Below are 19485 nucleotides of genomic sequence, written 5' to 3' on the forward strand. Positions count from 1 at the left end.
GCGAAACTGTCACCGGTGAAGGGGAACCAGGCGCTGGCTCGATCCGTGTACCCAACGAGATAACTGCCGCCACTTGGCTCACCGTTGGAGCTACTGAACCACGAGCCGCTCAGCCCGATCCGCGCATCGTTCTCCTCAAACACGCCCTCCGCCATCGCCGTGCCATCCCAAACATCAAGGTAATCAAGGCCCACCCGGATATCGGTAGAGAAGGCGTTGCGCGTGCCAAGCGTGACGATTTCGAGCGTATGCGCCCCCGGGCCAAGGTCGCCATAGGCGATGCTGGTGACGCCGGCGGTGCGGCGATAGAGATCAATCACCCCACGGCTCGTGCCATCAACGAAGATCTCGGCCTGGCCGCTCGAGGTTCCCGTAGCAAAACCAAGATGCACCCAGGTACTCGTGAAGGTAAAGGTTGCACGACTACCTGCGGCCCGTCCAAAATTGCCCTGGCCTCCACTCGCCGGCGAGTGGTTCAAGATCGTCCAGGTGCCCGAGTAGGCGATGGTCGCCTCGGTCTCTTCGTAGCGACTGATGCCGCCACCCGTAAAGGCCGGCACAAGCGGGTCGAGCGTCACCGCCACTAGTGGCGCTTGCTCGCCACCACCGGTCGCGCTTGCCCCAGATGAACTACGCGCTTGCAAGAGCAACGCAGCAAGACCCGGCTCCGCGCAGTCGGTGACACAAGTAAGCCTGCGCAGCAGCGTGCGCCCCCATCCCGGCGCATCTTCGCTCGGCGCGGGATCGGGCATCTGCTCACTCGACAAAATTCGCTCATCGCCCGCACTGCGCTCGGGGCTCATATGCGCCCAGGGTTGCCCAACGCCGGTAGGCGCTGGTTGTGCGGCAACGCTCAGCGCATCCGGGAGAATCGCCTGCTGCCTGATGCGCGTGGTGATGCTGGTCGTCACGACTGGATTGCCCGGCAACACGACAAGCGGCGCGACCGCGACTTCGGCAGCGAGACCCATGCCCACCGTCAGCAGTCCGGCTCCGCTGCCTCCCGCGAGCGGCGTGCCATCAGGTTGAACCAGATCAACCGTCGCGGTATAGACACCCGCCGCAAAGCCCGAGGTGTCAACCGTACCCAGCCCATAGCTCCGCGGGTCGCCACCGCCAAGCGCAAGCGCCTGCTCGGCACTGTAGACCGCCGTAGCATCGGGGGCAAGCAGGCGCACCCGTGCCGTCGTCTCAAGCGGCATGTTGGTCAGATTCGCCAGGTGCAAACTGAGCGTCGTGGAACTTACCCCGGTCTCCACAAAAGCCGGCGTCGCACGCACCTCAAGCACCCGGACAAAGCGCTCGACCACATGCAGCCCAAGGCTCGCCTCGGTGGCAAAACTCCCCGCCGAAGCCCCGCTCTCCACCACGCGCACCCGCCCGAGCAGCAGCGTAAACCCGGTGTTCAGCGGGCTCAGGGGGATCGGCACATCAACCACCTCGTCTGGGTCAAGCGTGATGATCTGAGGGGTGGGAAGACCGGGGAGCGGCCCACTAACGGCAAGCTCGTAGCGAGTTTGGGCGCTACCCCGGTTGACCACTCTGAGCGTAGGCGTGACAGTCTCACCCGCACGTACCGCGAGGCTCCCAGGGATAAAGCGCACCTCAGCCGCACTCTGCGCATTGAGCGCCAAACCTTCAGCAACCGGGGCGAGGTCAGCACAGAGCTGCGTCAAGATCGCGGTCGTCTCGTCGGGGGTAGGCGTACCCTCCAGCGCTTCAGCGTGCCGCAGCAAGGCTTCGGCGATCTGAGCCATGCCGATCACCGCGCCAAGCTGATTGCTCACTAGGCGCAACTGGCTGGCGACCTGCGTCCGCAGGGCTGCCTCATCAGGGGTGGCGGCAAGCAAACCGACGTCCGCCCCGAGTTCACGCAGCGCCGTCACCACGCCCGCCGTGCGGCCATTCGACGGCGCACGGGCGGCCTGGTAGACACAGATCGCCAGAGGATGTTCGACACGCACGCCAAACGAGCGAACCTGCGTATATGGCCCCGAATTTGTGCGTATGTCAACCCTTGCCTGAGTGCCGATCAGCGTATCTACAGGCGCGGTCAACGTCAGTTGTTGCGTGACCGTAACGCCAACCGGAACGCTCTGTGACGCCGGCAGGCCACTGATCGTCCAACCCGGCCCCGGCAGCGCCGCCTGCAAGGGGAAGCTGCCACTGTTATTGCCCACATTCTGTAGGTTCAACGCAACGCTGTCGGCAACACCGGGGGCAACCACCAGCGTTGCGGGATCCACCGACAGGTACGCATACGGCAGCGCCGGCACAGCAAAAGTCACGGAAGCAGTCTGCGTCAATTGGGCATTCTCTGTAGCAGCAACCCTCACCGTCACGGGATAGCTCGTCCCGGCAGCGGGAAGCGGCCCGGGCGGCGGCGAAGCATAGAAGCCCACCTGGGCAGTGCCGCCGGCAGGCAACGTCACGGTCGTTTCACTGCTGCCCTGGGCGCCACTCAAGATCAGCCACCCCGCAGGCAGGCCCGTCACGTTCAGCGTAAACCGATGGGCGCGCGTTGAGGTATTGGTCATCGTCGCCGTGAAAGCCGCCCCTGGCACCTGAAGCTGACCATTATTCGTCGGATCAGCCGTGAGTGCGCCGATGCCCCACGGCACCGTAATCAGCGGATCAGGCGCAACCGTCAACGCGAGCCCCTCGAAGGCAGTGGTGTTCACGGTGTGCACCGCCGTCGCAAAGAGCTCAGGGTAACGCGACGAGCGGGCCGTCACGAGCACCTGATACCTGCCGGGTGCCGCGCCGGGCGCTGGTGTCACGGTCACCTGACCGGCCTGGCTCACCGCAACCGCCCAGTTGTCAGGCGCTTCGGCGGTAAGCGTAAACGCATCGGTGAAGTTGGCCTCGATCGCGGCGGTGAAATTGATTGGCGTGGTAGGGTCGGTCGTGCTGGCATTTGCCGATAGCTGCAGGGCAAAGAGTTCAACCGGGCCGCTACTTGCCAGGGCGATTTGGTCAAATGCTGCCTCGGCTTCGGTCAACGCCAACGGTCCACTGTATCGAGCGACTGCCAGGCCATTCGGGACATCCAACCGCTGCCCCGCGAGGCTCAGCGTCCCGGTGATTGGCGCGAGCATCAGCGCCGCGTTGCTCAGCGTCGTCGTAATCCCAGCGCCAAACATGGTGGCACCATACGCGCTGCCCTCGCCACCAACACCTAGCCCGACCACCGCAGGCGCATAGAAACTCGCCGTCGCCGGGGCGCTCAGTGCCACCGCAGCGAGCCGCCCCTCAACCGCAAGTGCTCCAGCGGCCAGCGTCGCCGCAGGTTGGATCACCGTCTGGGCCCGACTCAGCACCGGTGCCCGCAGCGAACCAGGGCTAGCGAGCGCGTTGGGCAACGGCGGATCAACCGAGCCAATGACCTGCGCGGCAAACTTGGTGCCATTGACAAAGCCAAGTTCGACCTCCACCGGAAGCGGCACCGCTGCCGAGGTAGGTGGGCACTCATAGGCCGTATCTTGCACCAGTTCGCACGCCTTTTCAACCGGTTCAGGCAACGCAATCGAGATCGTCAGACCATTGCCCGTCGCATAGGCCTTGAGCCGATTGAAGGTCGTGCCACTGCCACTTGAACCAACCTCGGTGAGCAAAGCAACGATCTTCTTCGTCTCAGCCTGGGCAAAGGTATGGGCTGACGTCCAGGCCTGCTTCAAGCCGCCGGGCTCAAGTGGCAGATTACTCATAAACTCGGCGATCCAGAAGAACGTGTAGGAAGCAAAGCCGTGAAAGAAGCCAATCAGCGCAAAAATCGCATCAAAGGTGGGGCTGGCAACCAGAAGACCATACTGGATCGCGGCCACGTGCAGCCCATCCTCCATCACATCGCGGGTCTCGCCGTCCACCAGGTCAATTTCGATCCAGCCGGTCAAGGCCTGATCGCCCATCTGCACCGGGCGTTCCGGTACAATCACGGCATAGTAGGGGCCTCGGCGCAACGAGTCGACAATGCGGGCACGGGCACGCGGCGAAAGCGGCAATTCGGCGAGGCGATCAAGGCTGCCCCCATCAAGCCGCACCAGTGGAATGCCCTGCGCCTCGGCGGCCCGCATCAACTCGGGCACACTGATCAGCGTCCCATTCGCGTCGTCCCGCAAGATCGCCGTCTCCAACTCGGCATCCTGCATGCCCCGCGCATGGTTGAAGGCGACCAGACCGCCCCACGCCTGTCCAGGGTACAAGACGGTGCGCAACTGGTTGTTGCGCAGATCGAGTCGGACGGTGGCGGTCTGCTTGGCGTCATTCACTTCCCACGAACTGAGAAAGAAGCGTGGCGAGGCGACATAGGCGTGGGTGAGAAAGAGGTCGGAGAGATAGGCAGTACCATAATCAGATTGGGCCGCGAGGGTCAACAGTTGCGCCGCGTGAGTCGTGCGCACCGTCTGCTGGAGATCGATGATCGCCGAGCGGATCTCATCAAACGCAGCCCGTTGCTCGGCTGCCGGGCGTGCGCCCCAAGCCTGCAAGGCGGTAAAGCTGCTGCCTCCCTGCGTCAGCGCCTGGCGTGCAGGTGCCGTGAGACGATTGATCGCCTCGGGCGGCACCCGCGACGGCGTCGCTAACACCGTATAGAGCGCCTGCTCGCCAATGATGGGCAATTCCGAGTCAAACGCAACCGTGCTACTGCTTCCCCCCGTTCGTGCCGCATAGCCCAGGCGGTCAACAATCTCCCGCGTAAAGAGCTGACTCTCGCCCTGCGCATTGCGGCTCTCGATCTCCAACCAGAGCGCCGTGACGAGGCGGTTGGTCAGCGGGCCGACAAAATTCGAGGTCAGATCTTGATAGGTCTCGCCATCAATCACCTCGTCCCCAACCAGCAAATAGGGGCGATAGTCCGTTATCTTCGTCGTGAAGATCATGCCACCAAGGATCTGCGGGTTGACAAAGTGGGCCAGGCTAACAGGCTCGCCGACCAGCGCGACGCTGTTAAAGGTCGCCTCGAGCGGATAACTGACCGGCAGGCCGCCGGGCAACTGCGCACTGAGCAGCGTATAGTGTTCAACTTTGAGCCGTAGCGTCACCTTATGGCGCACATTATCGGGCACCTCGGCGATGCGGTCCGTGCCATCGTCGGCGACACTGGCGGCAAAGCGTTCACCAATGCTCGCCGCGCGAAACGAGGGATCGAGCTCAACCCAGCCCTGACCAGGCAGATACGCCTCAACCCACCAGTGATCCCGCGCCTCATTGACCAGCATCGGGATCGTCGTCGGATCGGCAACCGCTTCGCCTGGCGGCACATGGCCGATCACGCCCTGCGGCGTCGGGAACATCGCCAGAATCAACTGGTTAATGCGCTCGTCATTCAGCGTACCGTGGCGATACCGGGCCGGCGTACCACTGGCGCGCAGCAGCGCAATCAGCAGACTCGCCTTATCCAACGCATTGCCCGCCTGACTCCAGAGCGTGCCGCGGGTCCCGCGTAACGAGCCACCATAGACCTCGTGCTCCAAGGTCTTGACATACGCAAACAGACGCTCAGGCTCACCCCCAAGCGCCGCAAGCTGCGCGAGCATATCCTCATCGCTGGTATCGGCATCCGGCGTCCGTTGGAGCCACGGCGCAAAGCTGTCAGCCGCAAGCCGGGCCGCCCCAGTTTCGGCAGAGACCGCCCGCCCGTGCAACGTCCCCCAGGCCACCGCGCCCGTCTCAAGCGCCGCGAATTCACCGGCAAACGTCGCCGCCCGCACCGAGAGCGTCGCCGTAAGCGTCGTTTGCGGCGGCAGATCGCCGAGGCTCCAGGCAAGGTCAGCGCCCTGCTGCACCGGGAGTGGTGCCGCGTCAACCAAGCTTATCGCCTCAGCGAGACTCGTCGTCAACAAGAGGCTACGGATCGTATTGGGATCACTGGCCGCATCATATGTCGCAGCAAACGCAATCGTCTCGGTGATCGTCGCGCCCGGCGGCGGCACAGGTGCAGTGACTGGCGCAAGATTATTGCGCAGCGTGTAGGTCAGCGTCACGAGACCAGCGCTGGCACCCGCAGGCGTCACCGCCGTTTGCACCCGCGTCACCGTAAGTGGCTGGGCCAGCGCCAGAGGCCGCGAGGCCGTCTCAGGATTGGCCGCAGAGTCAAGCAGGATCCCCGAAGGTGGTTGCAGCAGCGCATCCGCAAAACGATCAGCGCGAACAGGTGCAGCCACAAGCGCCACCGGAACCACCGAATTCACCACCAGGATCGCAGCGAGCATCAGCAAAACAATCGCACGCATGCCACGGTTCATATGGCTTGACTCCTCACCTATAGCAGTCCTAACAGGTTTGTGTCTACGGAGTGCCGGCTTATGGACTTTCAGTAAATGATCCGCTATGCGCCTGATGCCGTGGGGCTGAAGCCCTCGGCTCGGGGAAGCGAAGCCCGCCTTCGCGGGCTATACCGGATTAATTTCTGGAAGACCATTAGCCGGCTAAAGCCGGCACTCCTGTTTACAATCCAAACAGGACTGCTATAGTTCTCTTTGTTCTATTTCGGCTTCAGTCTGTACTGAGTTGCAGGCACCACTATTTGTCGCTGTACCATCAAGCTCGATCTTGTTGCCAAAGGTAGAATGTAGCTATCATTGGTTGTAGCAGTAAGCGCCTGCTTGCATAAAATAGCAAGCAGTTGCCTCCCCAATTAAACCAGTTTATTGTTATACTTAGGTAACACAAAAGTGACACAATTCGGACGAGTAGCAACACATGGTTCGTTCCCCTGTTTTTGGTGAATGGGTGCGCCGACGCCGCATCGCCCTCGGTCTGACTCAGGCGGCGCTTGCCGATCAGATTGCCTGTTCACTCTCGCTGGTGCGCAAAATCGAACGCGGCGAGCGCACGTTGCCCCCGGCGATGTTGCCGCAAGTGCTCGATCTGCTCCAGGCTACCCCGGCTGAGCAGGCGGCTTTTTTGCCCGAAAGTACGGTACCACTCCCCGCGAGCCGCGCCGTTGTCATTAACCCACCACGCTCGCGCCCACCAGGGGCGATACCTGCGCCGCCTAATCCTTTGCTTGGGCGTGAGGCTCTGCTCGCCGCGATCCAGCGCCATCTGTTGCGCGACGGCACACGGTTGCTCACCCTGCTTGGCCCGCCCGGTGTTGGTAAAACCCGCCTCGCGCAGCATGCCGCACTCAACGTGCGCCCCCTCTTTGACGACCATGTCGTCTATCTCGCGCTTGCCTCGCTAAGCGAGCCGGCCCAGTTGCTCCCCGCGCTGGCCCGCGCCCTGGCGCTTACAGAACAGCCCGGAACTTCCCTGCTCAATCAACTCGCCGATCGCCTGTATCATCAGTCAACCCTGCTCATCCTCGATAACTTCGAGCACCTGCTTGCGTCAGCTCACGATGTGGCTGAATTGCTCGCACTCTGCCCTCAACTCCAGGTTATTGCGACCAGTCGTGCGCCGTTACGCCTGCGTGCCGAACGCCTCCTTGCGGTCGAGCCGCTCGGTTTGCCTGCCACCGATCAGGCCGAGGCGATTGTCCAGGCCCCGTCCGTGCAACTCTTTGCCGAGCGCGCCGGCGCGGTCTGTCCGAGCTTCAAACTTGCCGAGGCTGCTTCCGAAGTGGCCACGATCTGCCGCCGTCTCGACGGTCTCCCCCTTGCAATTGAGCTCGCGGCCGCACGTTGCTATCGTTTTAGCCCCGCTGAACTCGTAGCCCAGCTTTCGCCCTTGCTATCTGCCCTCACTGAAGGCCCGCACGATCTGCCCGAACGCCAGCGCACGCTGCATAGCGCGATCATGTGGAGCTACCAGTTGCTCGATCCTACCACCCGCCAGATCTTTCATCGCCTAGGTGTTTTCGAGGGCGGCTGGACACGGCACGCAGCGCAGGCCATCAATGGTTCTATGCCGATTGCGCAGGCCCTTCCCCAACTGGTGGAACAACAATTGGTGAAGGTCAAAGATGATCGCTACGAATTCCTGGAAACGTTGCGTGCCTTTGCGTTCGAGCAACTGAGCGCCAGCGGTGAACTGGCAACGCAACAGGCCCGGCATGCCGCATTCTTCGTCAAACTGGCTGAGCAGGCCGAGGTCGCTCTTGACGGCCCAGAACTGCAGACCTGGCTTGTGCATCTTGACGCCGAGTTACCCAATCTGCGGGCCGCCTATACCTGGTCGCTTGCCCACGACGGTGGCCTCGCTGGGTTGCGCATTAGTACCGCTCTCTTCGCCTATTGGCGCACGCGTGGCCTCTTCAGTGAAGGGCGTCGCTGGCTCGAACCGTTGGTGGCGCATCCGCCGCCCGGCCATCTTGATCTCCAGGCTCGCGCCAACTATGCCACGAGCTTTCTCATCTCACAACAGTCAGACACCAGTTGCTATGCCTATCTCGACCAGGCAATCGCCCTCTTTCGCGCCTGCGACAATCCAACTGGCCTCGCCCGCAGCCTCAACCTCGCGGGCATCCTTGCACGCATTCCTGGCAAATATGCGCAATCGGTCGAACTGCATCAACAGAGTCTCGCCCTGGCACGCTCCACCAGTGATGCCTTTTTGTTGTCCACGATCCTCAACAACCTCGGCATGACCTACGTCGCTCAGGGCAATTACCCCAATGCGATCACCTGCTTTCACGACACGATGACCTATGCGCGTGCCTGTGGTAATCACGTGCGAATCGCCGGTACACTTATTAATCTCGGCAATGCGCTGCGTCTACAGTGCGCTTACACGCAAGCCGAGGCCACCTTTCAGCAGGGTCTCGTGCTTGCCGAACAGATCGGCATACCCGAGATCATCGCTGAGTCGCAGGATGGCTTGGGCCTCATCGCCCTTGCGAGCGGCGATTACCCTCAGGCTATGCAGTTACTCACCCAGAGCCTCAATGCCTATGAAGCCCAGGGCCTGGTCTTTGCCATCGTCCGCGTACGGCGCAACCTGGGGTACCTGGCGCTCCAGCAGGGTGACGCAACGGCAGCCGAGCGCTGGTTCCGTGCCAGTATGCAGAACGCCCATCTGTCGGGGTTGGCCGACATCGCCATCCATGCCATCGCTGGTCTGGCGCTGCTCGCCGCACAGTGGGGCAATGTGCCTGAAGCCGCACGACTACTAGGCGCCGCTGAGCACCTGCAGCGTTTCTATGAACTAGGCACCGAGCCGAACGATTTGCATGTACGTGTGCAGGTACGCACCTTAATCGCATCACATCCAACCTGGCAGGCCGACTATGCAGCGGGGAGCATCATGTCACTAGCGCAGGTACTCGCCGAGTATACGTAGTCTTACGTCCGCGCTTATAAGGCGTGCGGCCCCGGCCCCCAGCGGAACAGGGTTGGAGAGGGGGCAACGCAAGCCCATAAGGCAAAGGCATCGGAAAACTTTGTTCACAAACTATCGAACAGGCCATGGGCTTACCGCTTACCATGAGGTAAAATGAGGCGGTACTGATTAGTCGTCTGTCAACTACATTTCCCGGTAGCGCCGCCAACCACGAATGGGGCCACGAAGAAACGAATACCGCACCGCCCATATTCGTGGTCGGCGGCGCTACCAGGAAACTTATTTCCCAGACGACTAAGCACGCCAAACACGATCCAAGGAGTTTAGTTATGAAGCGCCGCAAAGGCTGGGCCACACCACCGCCAGGGCCCACGTCACGGGCAAACCACCGTTATCCGCCGAACTGGCAGCGCAACGATTGGCTGGTACCTTTCGTGGACGGGGCTGCCTGCATCCACCACGGCCACGATACCGACGCGGATGACCACAGCCGCTGTGGGCCGGCGATCTTCTGCTGCCCCCATGCCGCCATCCGCTACGTGACGCTCTTCCCCGATAGCCGTGAGGCCCGTGCAACCTGGCAACCGACCAATCCGAGCTACTTGACGACGTGGCTGCACAATGGGGTGCATGTGTTCTACTTCGTCTTCTGCGACCCTGATCATGCCGATGGGTTGCTAGCTATTGGCCTCGGCGGATCGTGGCTCCATGATGCGCTCTGGCATCGCACCTCACTGGACACCCATGCATTGCGGGCCGACCGGCTCATGTAGTAGCGCAAATCAATCGCCACCGCCCCCACCCCGCCCCGGCCCCCCCGCCCCCGTACGGGCACGGCTTGCCCGTGCCCCTCCTATGCTACAATACACGCCTCAGACCATCCTCACCTATACCCTGGGAGGCCTATGCTATGACCCCTGATCTTCCGGTACCCCTGACCGATCTGCGCCGTCGCGCACCAATCGCCCGCACTTTGATCCAGGCGGTCTTGACCGAACTGCTTGGCCCGGTTGAATTGAAATATGATTTTTATCGCGAGTGGAATGGTTGCTGGAAGGTTCGCGTCACGATCGTCGGGGCCAACACCGGCAAGCTCGATTTTACCCTGCTCGACACCCCGACAGGCGGTATGCTCGCCATGCCGCGCCCGCTCCCCGAACGCTGGCGCGTCCAAACGGGCATCGCCGCCACCGACGGCAGCCGTTGGAGTCTCGATGCGGCAGGGCAACTCGTGCGGTTTACCCCGCCGACCTGACCAGTGCCTCACGCCGCGATATACTGTGGTACCCCAAGCTCATCTTCGGCAACTTCATCGAGATTAGCAATCGCCAGCATCCCGCGTTGGTCGAGGTATTCGATATACGCACCGACCTTTTGCAGCGCCAGCAACTCGTCGTATGAGCCAATGCCGGGGTAGAGCATTTCGGTCAACCCGCCAATCGAGATTGGCTCAATACAGGCCTCGTAGATGCGCTCGATGCGCCGTTGCTGGATCGAGGCAATCGTATTCACCGCCGCTTCGAGGTCGTGGAGCGGGCGGTCGTGCCCACCCAGGCAGAGCCGCACACCACTCGTCGCCCGCACCTTCTGCAACGACTGCAGAAAATGATCCACCCCAGTTGAGGAGGTCAGGCTCTCGGGGGCAAGAAAGATCGCGACCCCCGGCAACACATGATCCGCCGTAAAGAGCACATCGTCAAACTGCAAACAGACCTGACCGGGGCAATGCCCGGGAACATGGATCACCCGGAAGCGCTCGTCGAGCAAATCACCATCGCGCAGCACCGTCTCAACCGGCTCGGAACGGAAGAGATCCTTGCCCCCACTGTACATCCGCAGCAACCGCTGGCGACGCTCTTCGCTGATCCCGGCCCGACGCAAAAAGATGCCCAGGCGAAACCGCGTCAGGGCCAGGCGCTCTTCGTGATGCACGAGCACGCGCCGATCAAGCTCGTGGACAGCAACCGGCGCATCAGTCAGACTACGCACCAGATTCAGCCCACCGTGGTGATCAATATGGGCATGGGTAATGATCACCCGTGAAAGATCGCCCCACGTGATCGCCTCATTCCACTCACGACGCAAGCGGACAAAACCATCCTCAAGGTCGGCATTGCTCTGACCCTGACCACTGCCCGTATCAATCAAGGCCGCATATGAGCCATCAATCACCAGGTGGGCATAGGCACGCAGACTCGGAAAAACCTGGAGCGGCAAGCGATAGATGCGCACACCCCCTGCCGTCTCGAAACGTGTAATTGGCTCATCAGACATCCCAACCTCCGCAAGGGGATCGCAGACACCACACAAAAAGACCGCATGGTGGCAGCGACGCGCCACCATGCGGTATTATAGCCCTGACTGAAGGATTGTCCAACTGCGCCGCCATAAGGCTTACCGCAGCACCACCAGCAGCACCCCGGCGGCAACTGCCGAACCAATCACCCCAGCGACATTGGGGCACATCGCCTGCCAGATCAAGAAGTTTTGCGGATCTTCCTCCTGGGCCACCATATGCGCCACACGAGCCGCCATTGGCACAGCCGAAACACCGGCTGCCCCAATCAGCGGATTGATCTTTTCGCGGGCAAAAACATTGTACAGCTTGGCAAAAAGCACCCCGCCAGCCGTCGAGATAGCAAAAGCGACCGCACCCATCGCAAAAATGACCACCGAACGTGGCGAAAGAAAGGTGCTCGCCTGGGTACTTGCCCCCACCGTCAGGCCCAGCAGAATCGTCACAATGTCAATCATAGGCATGCGTGCCGTGGCCGCCAGTCGTTCAGTCACGCCACTCTCTTTCAACAGATTGCCAAAAAAGAGCATCCCCAGCAACGGCAGCGTGTCGGGAACGATCATCACACAGACCAGGAGCCCGATAATAGGAAACAAGACCCGCTGGAGTCGACTGACTTCTGGCGGTGCCGCCATCCGGATCAAACGCTCTTCTCTCGTTGTCAACAAACGCATAATTGGCGGTTGAATGACGGGCACCAGTGCCATATAGGAGTAGGCCGAGACCGCCACCGCACCGAGCAAATCTGGCGAAAGACGCGTCGTGACAAAGATGGCCGTCGGACCATCAGCGCCACCGATAATGCCAATCGACGCTGCCGCACGCAACAGAGCCATTGGATCATCAGGATCAGCTAGGCCCAGAATGGGAAATTGTGATCCAAGAAAAACAGCTAAAAGCAGTGCTGCAAAGATACCAAGTTGGGCCGCTGCGCCGAGCAAGATCAGGCGTGGTTGCGAGAGCAGCGTCGAAAAGTCCGTCATCGCTCCGATGCCAAGAAAGATCAGCGGAGGAAAAATGCCAGCCTTAACCCCAAAATAGATATAGTAGAGCACCGTACCCTCATCATACACCCCTTGCCCCATACCAGGTTCAAAGGGCATATTGCCGAGGATAATGCCAAAGCCAATCGGCACAAGCAGCAATGGCTCAAAATTACGGGTGACCGCCAGAAAGATGAAGATACATCCGATGACGATCATCAGGACATTGCCCCAAGCGAGATGCACAAAGCCGCTCGACTCGGCAAATTCGATAATTGAGCGAAAAAACTCGTTGATCCATTCCATCAGGCAAACTCCAGTAGCACCTGACCCTGGCGCACCGAGTCGCCAGCTTTGACGCTGATTGACTTGATCGTTCCGGCATTGGGCGAACTGACGTTGGTATTCATCTTCATCGCCTCGATCACCAGCAAGGCATCATTCTCCTTGACCACATCACCAACTTTGACCTTGACATCAACAACAATCCCGGCAAGCGGTGAAGTCAGCGCATTGGCCCCACCGGCAGCCGGGGGCGGCGATGGAGCTTTGGGCGCTGGTGCAGCGGCAGGACGCGGAGGTGCCGGTGGTCGTGGTGCGGTTGCGCCCATCCCGATGGGTGATGGTACCGGGCCACTCATGAAGGCAGGATCGGTATCGTCCTCTAAGACCTCGACATCAACCTCGTAACTCACTCCGTTGACGGTAATACGCAGACGCTTCACAATCAACTCCTTATATATACAAGATCTCCTGATCCAGGCGTTAGCGATCGCGACGGCGCCGCGAGGCCATAATCGAGATACGCCCCTGACTTGACCATGCTCCGGTCTGGGGCTGGTTGTACTGCACCCGAGTGATCCGTACAGGTTGTTGCAATACCTCGTTGGCCGCAACGGTCAGGATGGCGATCAATTCAGGGGTAAGCTCGGCACCAGTAGCCTCAACCACTGGCGCAACAGGGGCCTGCGCAGGTTCGGGCGCTGCTTTGCCACGACTCATCAGTTGCTGAATCGGCTTGTCGACGCGCCCAATCAAACCGAGCAGAAGAGACACCAGCGTAAGCGCCATAAAGACCACCGTAACGCCAGTCAAGGCGATCTGGACCGCTTCGACCATCGGGTTTACCATTGGTTCCATAGCCACCTCACATCGGGAGCAGGCCATGCTTCTTCTGCGGGCGCAGTTCGCGCTTGTTGCGCAATGAAGCAAGGGCCAAACTCAGATAGCGCCGGGTCTCGTTAGGTTCAATAATGTCATCGATCAAGTTGCGCGCAGCCCCAACGTATGGCGAAGCAAACTCTTCGCGATACTGACGCACAAAGTCCTCGCGCGCTGCCACCGCATTTTCAGCCTTCTGGATCTGGTCACGGAAGATGATATTGACCGCACCTTCAGGCCCCATCACCGCAATTTCGCAACTCGGCCAGGCGGCGACCCGATCGGCACCGAGGTCTTTGCCGCACATCGCGAGATACGCCCCGCCATAGGCTTTGCGCAAGATGATCGAGATCTTGGGCACCGTCGTCGCACCATACGCAAAGAGCATCTTGGCCCCGTGACGAATGATGCCGCCCCGCTCTTGCTCAGTCCCCGGCAAGAACCCTGGCACATCGATCATTGTGACAAGTGGGATATTGAACGCATTGCAGAAACGCACAAACCCCGCAATCTTGTCCGATGAGTTGATATCGAGCACGCCAGCCATCACCGCCGGCTGGTTGGCAACCATGCCCACCGTGTGACCATCAATGCGCGCAAACCCGATCACGCAGTTGGGCGCAAAACTGGCCTGGATCTCAAGAAATTCACCATTGTCCACCAGGCGCTGAATGACCGGCTTGATGTCATACGGTTCACGCGGATTGTCGGGGATCACCGTATCAAGCGTATAGTCAGGGAAAAATTCCAACTCACCAGTCCCATAGCTCGGTGGATCTTCGAGGTTGTTCGCAGGCAGGAACGAAAGCAGTTGTTTGCAGATATGGGCTGCATCAGCGTCGCTCTCGGCAATGAAATGGGCGACACCACTGCTCATCTGCGCATCGGGCCCACCCAACTCCTGCGCCGTGATCTCTTCGCCCGTCACCTGGCGCAACACCTGCGGCCCCGTGATGAACATCTCGGCTGTGCCACGCACCATGATGATAAAGTCCATCAGCGCTGGCGAGTAGGCCGCCCCACCCGCACACGGGCCAGCAATGATCGAAATCTGGGGCACCACCCCTGACAACAGAATATTGCGGTAAAAGATCCGCCCATAGCCACTCAGCGCATCAATGCCCTCTTGAATGCGCGCACCACCACTGTCGTTAATACAAACAAACGGCGCACCGCACTTCAAGGCAAGATCCATCGTCTGACAGATCTTATCGGCATGACTCTCGCCCACCGAGCCACCAATCACGGTGAAATCCTGGGCCGCAACAAAGACCTGACGCCCGTTGTACGTCCCCGTCCCAGTCACCACACCCTCACCTGGCAACTCTTTGCCGGCCATGCCAAACGCGGTACTACGATGACGTGCAAAAAGGAAGAGCTCCTGAAAGGTCTCTTCTTCCACGATCATGCTAATCCGTTCGCGTGCGGTCAACTTCCCACTCTGATGCTGACGCTCGATGCGCTCAGTTCCTCCGCCTCGCCGCAAATGAATTTTGGTTCGTCGCAGCTGCTCGATCTTCTCGCGCGAAGTCTGCGGGCGTGCCTTGCCCTCGTCACGCATAGTCATAGCTAACTTGCTACCTTTCCACCATTGCCTCATCACACGCGAACGTGCGCACCCTGATGATCCGGGCAACGGCATGTTCAAGCGGAACGCTTCGGTGCGGACATAAACCTTTTGCCATAATGATTCCCCCAAACTATACACGCTTATTGCTCCTTGTGGGGCGCTAAAAGCGATGGGATTTTGTAGTAGACTCGCAACAGTTGCATATGCGACGGTTAAGACTTGACATAAACGCTCTTTTTATGTCACCTGTTGCACATACGGTATAATCTCTCGGCAGAGAGTCTCTCCCTCAGATCTCACAGGTCTTGCAGGCCTGTGAGGTCTAACAAACCCGGTCGTGAGCATGTCAGAAAAAAAGGATCATCAATGACTCACCCACCCTCCAACACCGATGTTGCCGCCATCCTCGAGGCCCTCCGCACCGAGGTGCGCTCCCAACGGCTTGCCTTGACCGATGCGGATGCGACCGCTCGCGGCCATTCCCACGAGTTGCAACGCGCCGCCGAGGAGCTCGAATATACGCGGGTGGTCAGTGCGCACTGGCCCCTCGAAGGCAAAAATCTTTATGCGCAGGGCTGGGCTTTGCTAAACAAAGTGGTGCGACGCTATCTGCGCTGGTATATCAATCCGATTGTTGAGCAACAAAATGCGTACAATGAAGCGTCAGCCCGCACGATCCGCTTGCTGATCGAGCAAAATAGCATGCTGCAACACCAACTAGCCGAGCTTCAGCGCGAATTGGAAGCCCTTCGTACCCGATGACTATGAGTAAACGCATTCTGATCTGCACCACTCAGGTACCCTTTATCCGTGGCGGGGCCGAGTATCTGGCCGAGGGTTTGCGCGATGCGCTCCGCGTACGCGGGCATCAGGTCGAACTGGTCGCGCTCCCTTTCCAGTGGCATCCCGTTGAACGCATTGCCGACCACGCGCTCGCCTGGCGCCTCCTTGATCTCACCATCAGCAATGGGCAACCGATTGATCTCGTGATTGGCACCAAATTCCCCTCGTACCTCGTGCGCCATCCCCACAAGGTGCTCTGGCTTGTCCATCAACACCGCCAGGCCTACGATTGGTATGGTACCCCGCTAAGCGATTTTGCCAATACACCCGAACATCGCCAGGTACGCAAGGCGCTGATGCAGATGGATTGGCGCGGCCTCAACGAGTGCCAGGCGCGCTATACCATTTCGCGCAATGTCAGTGAACGCCTGCGCCGCTTCAACGGCCTCACCAGCACGCCCCTCTACCCGCCGAGTCGCTATGCGGGCCAATTGCGAGCGGGTCCGTATGGCGACTACATCCTGTCTTCATCCCGGCTCGACCGCGCCAAGCGGCTCGACCTGCTACTCGAAGCGATGGCGCTGACGCAGCAACCCGTCCGCCTCTTGGTGGCCGGGGCTGGCCCCGAGCGTGAAGCCCTCGAAGGTCTCGCCCGCACCCTCGGCCTCGGCGAACGCGTCCAGTTTCTCGGCTTTGTCCCCGACGCCGAACTGATCGAGCTCTACGCCGGGGCACGGGCCGTCTACTATGCCCCCATCGACGAGGATTACGGCTTCGCAACCATCGAAGCGTTCGAGGCCGCGCGTCCGGTCATCACGACTGATGACGCAGGAGGCGTGCTCGAATTTGTCGAACACGGCCACAACGGCCTGATCTGTCCCACGGCGCCAGCCGCGATCGCCCTCGCGCTCGCCGCCCTCACCGCCGACGCCGCCCTCGCCGCCCGCCTCGGCAGGCCTGGCCCCGCCCGCGTCGCCTCGATCACCTGGGATCACGTCGTCGGGGCACTGCTGCCTTAAATCCCCCGTGCCCCCACCGGCCCCCTTCACGCCTTCGCGTGAACGATGGCGGCGCACCCGATGGGCCTTAGGGGCGCAGCAGCAATGAGACGTGCCGCGTTACCCCAGGTGGGCACGGGCAAGCCGTGCCCCTACACGCACATGCGGCCCATGTACGGGCACGGCTTGCCCGTGCCCCCGCCGCGCCGCGCCCCCGCCGTGCCCTCGCGTGAACGATGGCGGCGCACCCGATGGGCCTGGGGGCGCAGCAGCAATGAGACCTGCCTCTTTCTTTACCCCAGGCGGGCACGGGCAAGCCGTGCCCCTACACGCACATGCGGCCCATGTACGGGCACGGCTTGCCCGTGCCCCCGCCACGTGCCCCGCACCGTGCCCCTACACGCCTTCGCGTCAAAATCTTCGCGCCTTCGCGCCTTCGCGTGAACGATAGCGGCGCACCCGATGGGCCTGGGGGCGCAGCAGCAATGAGACCTGCCTCTTTACCCCAGGCGGGCACGGGCAAGCCGTGCCCCTACACGCACATGCGGCACATGTACGGGCACGGCTTGCCCGTGCCCCCACACGCCTTCACGTCAAAATCTTCGCGCCTCCGCGCCTTTGCGTCAAAACCCTCCGCGCCTTTGCGTCAAACCTAGCCTTGCCACAGAATCGCAAGAATCACCACTACCAGCGCGGCCATCCCGAGCAGGAAGCAGCCCTGTGCCAGTTGCAGCAGCACCGCCTTGCGCCCAAGCAGGCCTTGATAGACGGCTTTCATCTCGCTGAGGTTATCGGTCTCGTAGCTGACCCGACGTGGCAGCAGCACAAATAGCGCCATCACCAGCGTCGCAAAAAAAGCCCCGACGCCAACTGTGCCAGCCCATTGCACAACGGGTCGTTCCAAATAGGCCGGCTGATCACTCAACGCCAGCACCGCAAAAAGCACGCCATAGAGCCCAGTGACAAGCTGGATGATCGTCTGCGCACTCGTCTCGAGACGCTCGATGTTGCCACGCTTCTGCTTTTCAAGCCATTCGCGTAGCTCGCGCTCGTCGGGGGTTTCAGGGCCAAGCACCGGCATAGCTTCGCCTCTTCAGGGCTTCACAGGAATGGCAACGCGCATACGCTGATCGCAACCCTTGGGATTCTGGCAGCGCAAGGCATAGACGACTTCATGCTCACCACGATAGATCACCTCGCGCCCGCGCTGACGAATCTGGTCATGCGTCCAGATATTCCAATACCCACACTTCGGGCAATGGTAACTCTCGGTCTCGGCTTGTTCACTCATCGTCAGTCCTCTCCACCATCTGGGCAACCAGGCTGCGATAGGGTTCTTCAAGAGCCTCAAGATGGGGCGGGGTGCCATGCAGCCACCCGACAAGCGTTCGCAGCGCGGCGGCAGCGGCGAGCCACGGCGAGCCAGCCACCTCGCCTGCTTCGGCCTGCTGGGCGGCCTGCTCAAGCCCGGCGGCCAGTCGCCCACGCTCAGCCGCCGTGATCCCAGGCTGCCGCAGCAGCGCGATGCCCTGTTGCAGCAACGGCACCACCTGGCTCAGCACCCGGAACTCGGCCTGTTGCGCTGGCGTAAGCTGACTGAGCATGGCCTCCATCGCGACCGCAGCCTCCTGCTCATCACTATCCACTGGCAAAACGCCCGCCGCCCGCTGGCGCATCGCTTCAAGCTTCGCCCGGTCGCTTGCCAGATCAGGATGCCCGGTGCGCTCATCCAGGGCAACCACCTCTTCGAGCAAGGGAATCGCCGCCGCGTACTGCTCTTGGCCAGCGTGGAAGATCGCCAGATTATAGAGCGCAATGCTCAAGTTCACCAGGTTTTGCTGGTCGTCACCCGCCTCACGGAACGCCGCCACCGCAACTTGCCGCGCACGCAGTTCAGTTGCACCATCATTGAGTTGAGCGGCCAGATTGCCGATGCCAACCAACGCATCGGCACGTTCAGCCGGTGTACCCTGCGCCAGCAGCGGCTCGGCAGCGGTCAGCAACGTGGCGGCAGCATTGGTCTTGCCCTCAATGGCCGCCAGTAGCGCGGCAATGCTCGGCGTCAGCGTTTCTTCAGCAGATAGTCGCGCAAGATCGGCCTGCACACCAGCACCCGGCAGCTGGCCACGTAGGACACGCACCACTGCCCCAGTAAGTGCCCCGACCAACTGCGCGGGAGTGAGCGCAGACGGTTGTGGCGTTGCCCCACCAGCCATCGCGGCTTCCATCTGCTGAATAATCTCAGCAACCTGGGCTGCATCAGCAACTGCCCCCATTGCCTGCAACAGACCAAAACTCTCGCGAGCATTACTCAGTGCCCGATCGTGTTCACCTCGCACAAACCGTATCTGTGCCATCATGACCAGCGTGGCGCTCTTGCCGCGCACATCCCCCAGGCTTGCCTTGATCGCCAGCGACTGTTCGTAGAGGCCCATCGCCCCCCCCAGGTCGCCCCGCGTCACCAGCACCCCC

14 protein-coding genes are annotated in these 19485 nt (G+C 61.0%); 5 read left to right on the forward strand and 9 right to left on the reverse strand.

Annotated elements, in window-relative coordinates; all coding sequences use genetic code 11:
* Window positions 1–6245, reverse strand: a 6245-nt coding sequence (locus EKD05_RS26000; RefSeq protein ID WP_205704014.1) for a transglutaminase domain-containing protein, incomplete at its 3' end; no start/stop codon positions are given.
* 457 nt (window positions 6246–6702) lie between these two features.
* On the opposite strand from EKD05_RS26000, the gene EKD05_RS20645 reads away from it, so the two are divergent.
* From EKD05_RS20645 to EKD05_RS20655, 3 genes are all read left to right on the forward strand, one after another.
* Window positions 6703–9222, forward strand: coding sequence for a tetratricopeptide repeat protein (locus EKD05_RS20645; protein ID WP_129676678.1), 2520 nt, complete (start codon window positions 6703–6705; stop codon window positions 9220–9222).
* A 329-nt stretch (window positions 9223–9551) separates the two neighbouring features.
* A complete protein-coding gene (locus EKD05_RS20650; RefSeq protein WP_129676680.1) occupies window positions 9552–9995 on the forward strand; it encodes a hypothetical protein in 444 nt (147 codons plus the stop codon).
* 137 nt (window positions 9996–10132) lie between these two features.
* The gene (locus tag EKD05_RS20655) at window positions 10133–10477 is read left to right on the forward strand and encodes a hypothetical protein (RefSeq protein ID WP_129676682.1); all 345 of its coding nucleotides are present in this window, start codon (window positions 10133–10135) and stop codon (window positions 10475–10477) included.
* An 8-nt stretch (window positions 10478–10485) separates the two neighbouring features.
* On the opposite strand, the gene EKD05_RS20660 is transcribed toward EKD05_RS20655, so the two are convergent.
* From EKD05_RS20660 to EKD05_RS20680, 5 genes are all read right to left on the reverse strand, one after another.
* Complete coding sequence (locus EKD05_RS20660) at window positions 10486–11496, reverse strand: MBL fold metallo-hydrolase (protein ID WP_129676684.1); 1011 nt, start codon at window positions 11494–11496, stop codon at window positions 10486–10488.
* Window positions 11497–11616: 120 nt separating this feature from the next.
* Window positions 11617–12807, reverse strand: coding sequence for a sodium ion-translocating decarboxylase subunit beta (locus EKD05_RS20665; RefSeq protein ID WP_129676686.1), 1191 nt, complete (start codon window positions 12805–12807; stop codon window positions 11617–11619).
* Window positions 12807–13226, reverse strand: a complete 420-nt coding sequence (locus EKD05_RS20670; RefSeq protein ID WP_097651668.1) for a biotin/lipoyl-containing protein — start codon at window positions 13224–13226, stop codon at window positions 12807–12809. The genes EKD05_RS20665 and EKD05_RS20670 overlap by 1 nt, the downstream gene beginning before the upstream one ends.
* 40 nt (window positions 13227–13266) lie before the next feature.
* The gene (locus EKD05_RS20675; RefSeq protein WP_165360861.1) at window positions 13267–13641 is read right to left on the reverse strand and encodes an OadG family transporter subunit; all 375 of its coding nucleotides are present in this window, start codon (window positions 13639–13641) and stop codon (window positions 13267–13269) included.
* A 7-nt stretch (window positions 13642–13648) separates the two neighbouring features.
* Window positions 13649–15229 carry an acyl-CoA carboxylase subunit beta gene (locus tag EKD05_RS20680; protein WP_129676690.1) on the reverse strand — a complete coding sequence of 527 codons (1581 nt, stop codon included), beginning with the start codon at window positions 15227–15229 and terminating at the stop codon, window positions 13649–13651.
* Window positions 15230–15598: 369 nt separating this feature from the next.
* Here EKD05_RS20680 and EKD05_RS20685 point away from each other — a divergent pair, with 369 nt between their 5' ends.
* Together EKD05_RS20685 and EKD05_RS20690 are read left to right on the forward strand one after the other, a co-directional pair.
* The gene (locus EKD05_RS20685) at window positions 15599–15994 is read left to right on the forward strand and encodes a hypothetical protein (protein ID WP_129676692.1); all 396 of its coding nucleotides are present in this window, start codon (window positions 15599–15601) and stop codon (window positions 15992–15994) included.
* 2 nt (window positions 15995–15996) lie between these two features.
* A complete protein-coding gene (locus EKD05_RS20690) occupies window positions 15997–17034 on the forward strand; it encodes a glycosyltransferase family 4 protein (RefSeq protein WP_165360862.1) in 1038 nt (345 codons plus the stop codon).
* Window positions 17035–17665: 631 nt separating this feature from the next.
* Here the strand turns inward: EKD05_RS20690 and EKD05_RS20695 are convergent.
* The 3 genes from EKD05_RS20695 to EKD05_RS20705 all read right to left on the reverse strand — a co-directional run.
* Window positions 17666–18094 (reverse strand): hypothetical protein, encoded by a 429-nt coding sequence (locus EKD05_RS20695; protein ID WP_129676696.1) that lies wholly within the window; start codon window positions 18092–18094, stop codon window positions 17666–17668.
* A 12-nt stretch (window positions 18095–18106) separates the two neighbouring features.
* A complete protein-coding gene (locus EKD05_RS20700; protein ID WP_129676698.1) occupies window positions 18107–18304 on the reverse strand; it encodes a hypothetical protein in 198 nt (65 codons plus the stop codon).
* Window positions 18297–19485 (reverse strand): tetratricopeptide repeat protein (locus EKD05_RS20705; RefSeq protein ID WP_129676700.1); only part of this gene is annotated, 1189 nt, incomplete at its 5' end. The genes EKD05_RS20700 and EKD05_RS20705, both read right to left, overlap by 8 nt.

Source organism: Candidatus Chloroploca sp. Khr17 (genome assembly GCF_004138165.1).
In the GTDB taxonomy this organism is placed as follows: Bacteria; Chloroflexota; Chloroflexia; order Chloroflexales; family Chloroflexaceae; genus Chloroploca.

Coding starts and splice junctions, on each gene's coding strand:
- EKD05_RS20645 (WP_129676678.1), top strand. CDS start 6,703: ATGGTTCGTTCCCCTGTTTTTGGTGAATGGGTGCGCCGACGCCGCATC.
- EKD05_RS20650 (WP_129676680.1), top strand. CDS start 9,552: ATGAAGCGCCGCAAAGGCTGGGCCACACCACCGCCAGGGCCCACGTCA.
- EKD05_RS20655 (WP_129676682.1), top strand. CDS start 10,133: ATGACCCCTGATCTTCCGGTACCCCTGACCGATCTGCGCCGTCGCGCA.
- EKD05_RS20660 (WP_129676684.1), bottom strand. CDS start 11,496: ATGTCTGATGAGCCAATTACACGTTTCGAGACGGCAGGGGGTGTGCGC.
- EKD05_RS20665 (WP_129676686.1), bottom strand. CDS start 12,807: ATGGAATGGATCAACGAGTTTTTTCGCTCAATTATCGAATTTGCCGAG.
- EKD05_RS20675 (WP_165360861.1), bottom strand. CDS start 13,641: ATGGAACCAATGGTAAACCCGATGGTCGAAGCGGTCCAGATCGCCTTG.
- EKD05_RS20680 (WP_129676690.1), bottom strand. CDS start 15,229: ATGACTATGCGTGACGAGGGCAAGGCACGCCCGCAGACTTCGCGCGAG.
- EKD05_RS20685 (WP_129676692.1), top strand. CDS start 15,599: ATGACTCACCCACCCTCCAACACCGATGTTGCCGCCATCCTCGAGGCC.
- EKD05_RS20690 (WP_165360862.1), top strand. CDS start 15,997: ATGAGTAAACGCATTCTGATCTGCACCACTCAGGTACCCTTTATCCGT.
- EKD05_RS20695 (WP_129676696.1), bottom strand. CDS start 18,094: ATGCCGGTGCTTGGCCCTGAAACCCCCGACGAGCGCGAGCTACGCGAA.
- EKD05_RS20700 (WP_129676698.1), bottom strand. CDS start 18,304: ATGAGTGAACAAGCCGAGACCGAGAGTTACCATTGCCCGAAGTGTGGG.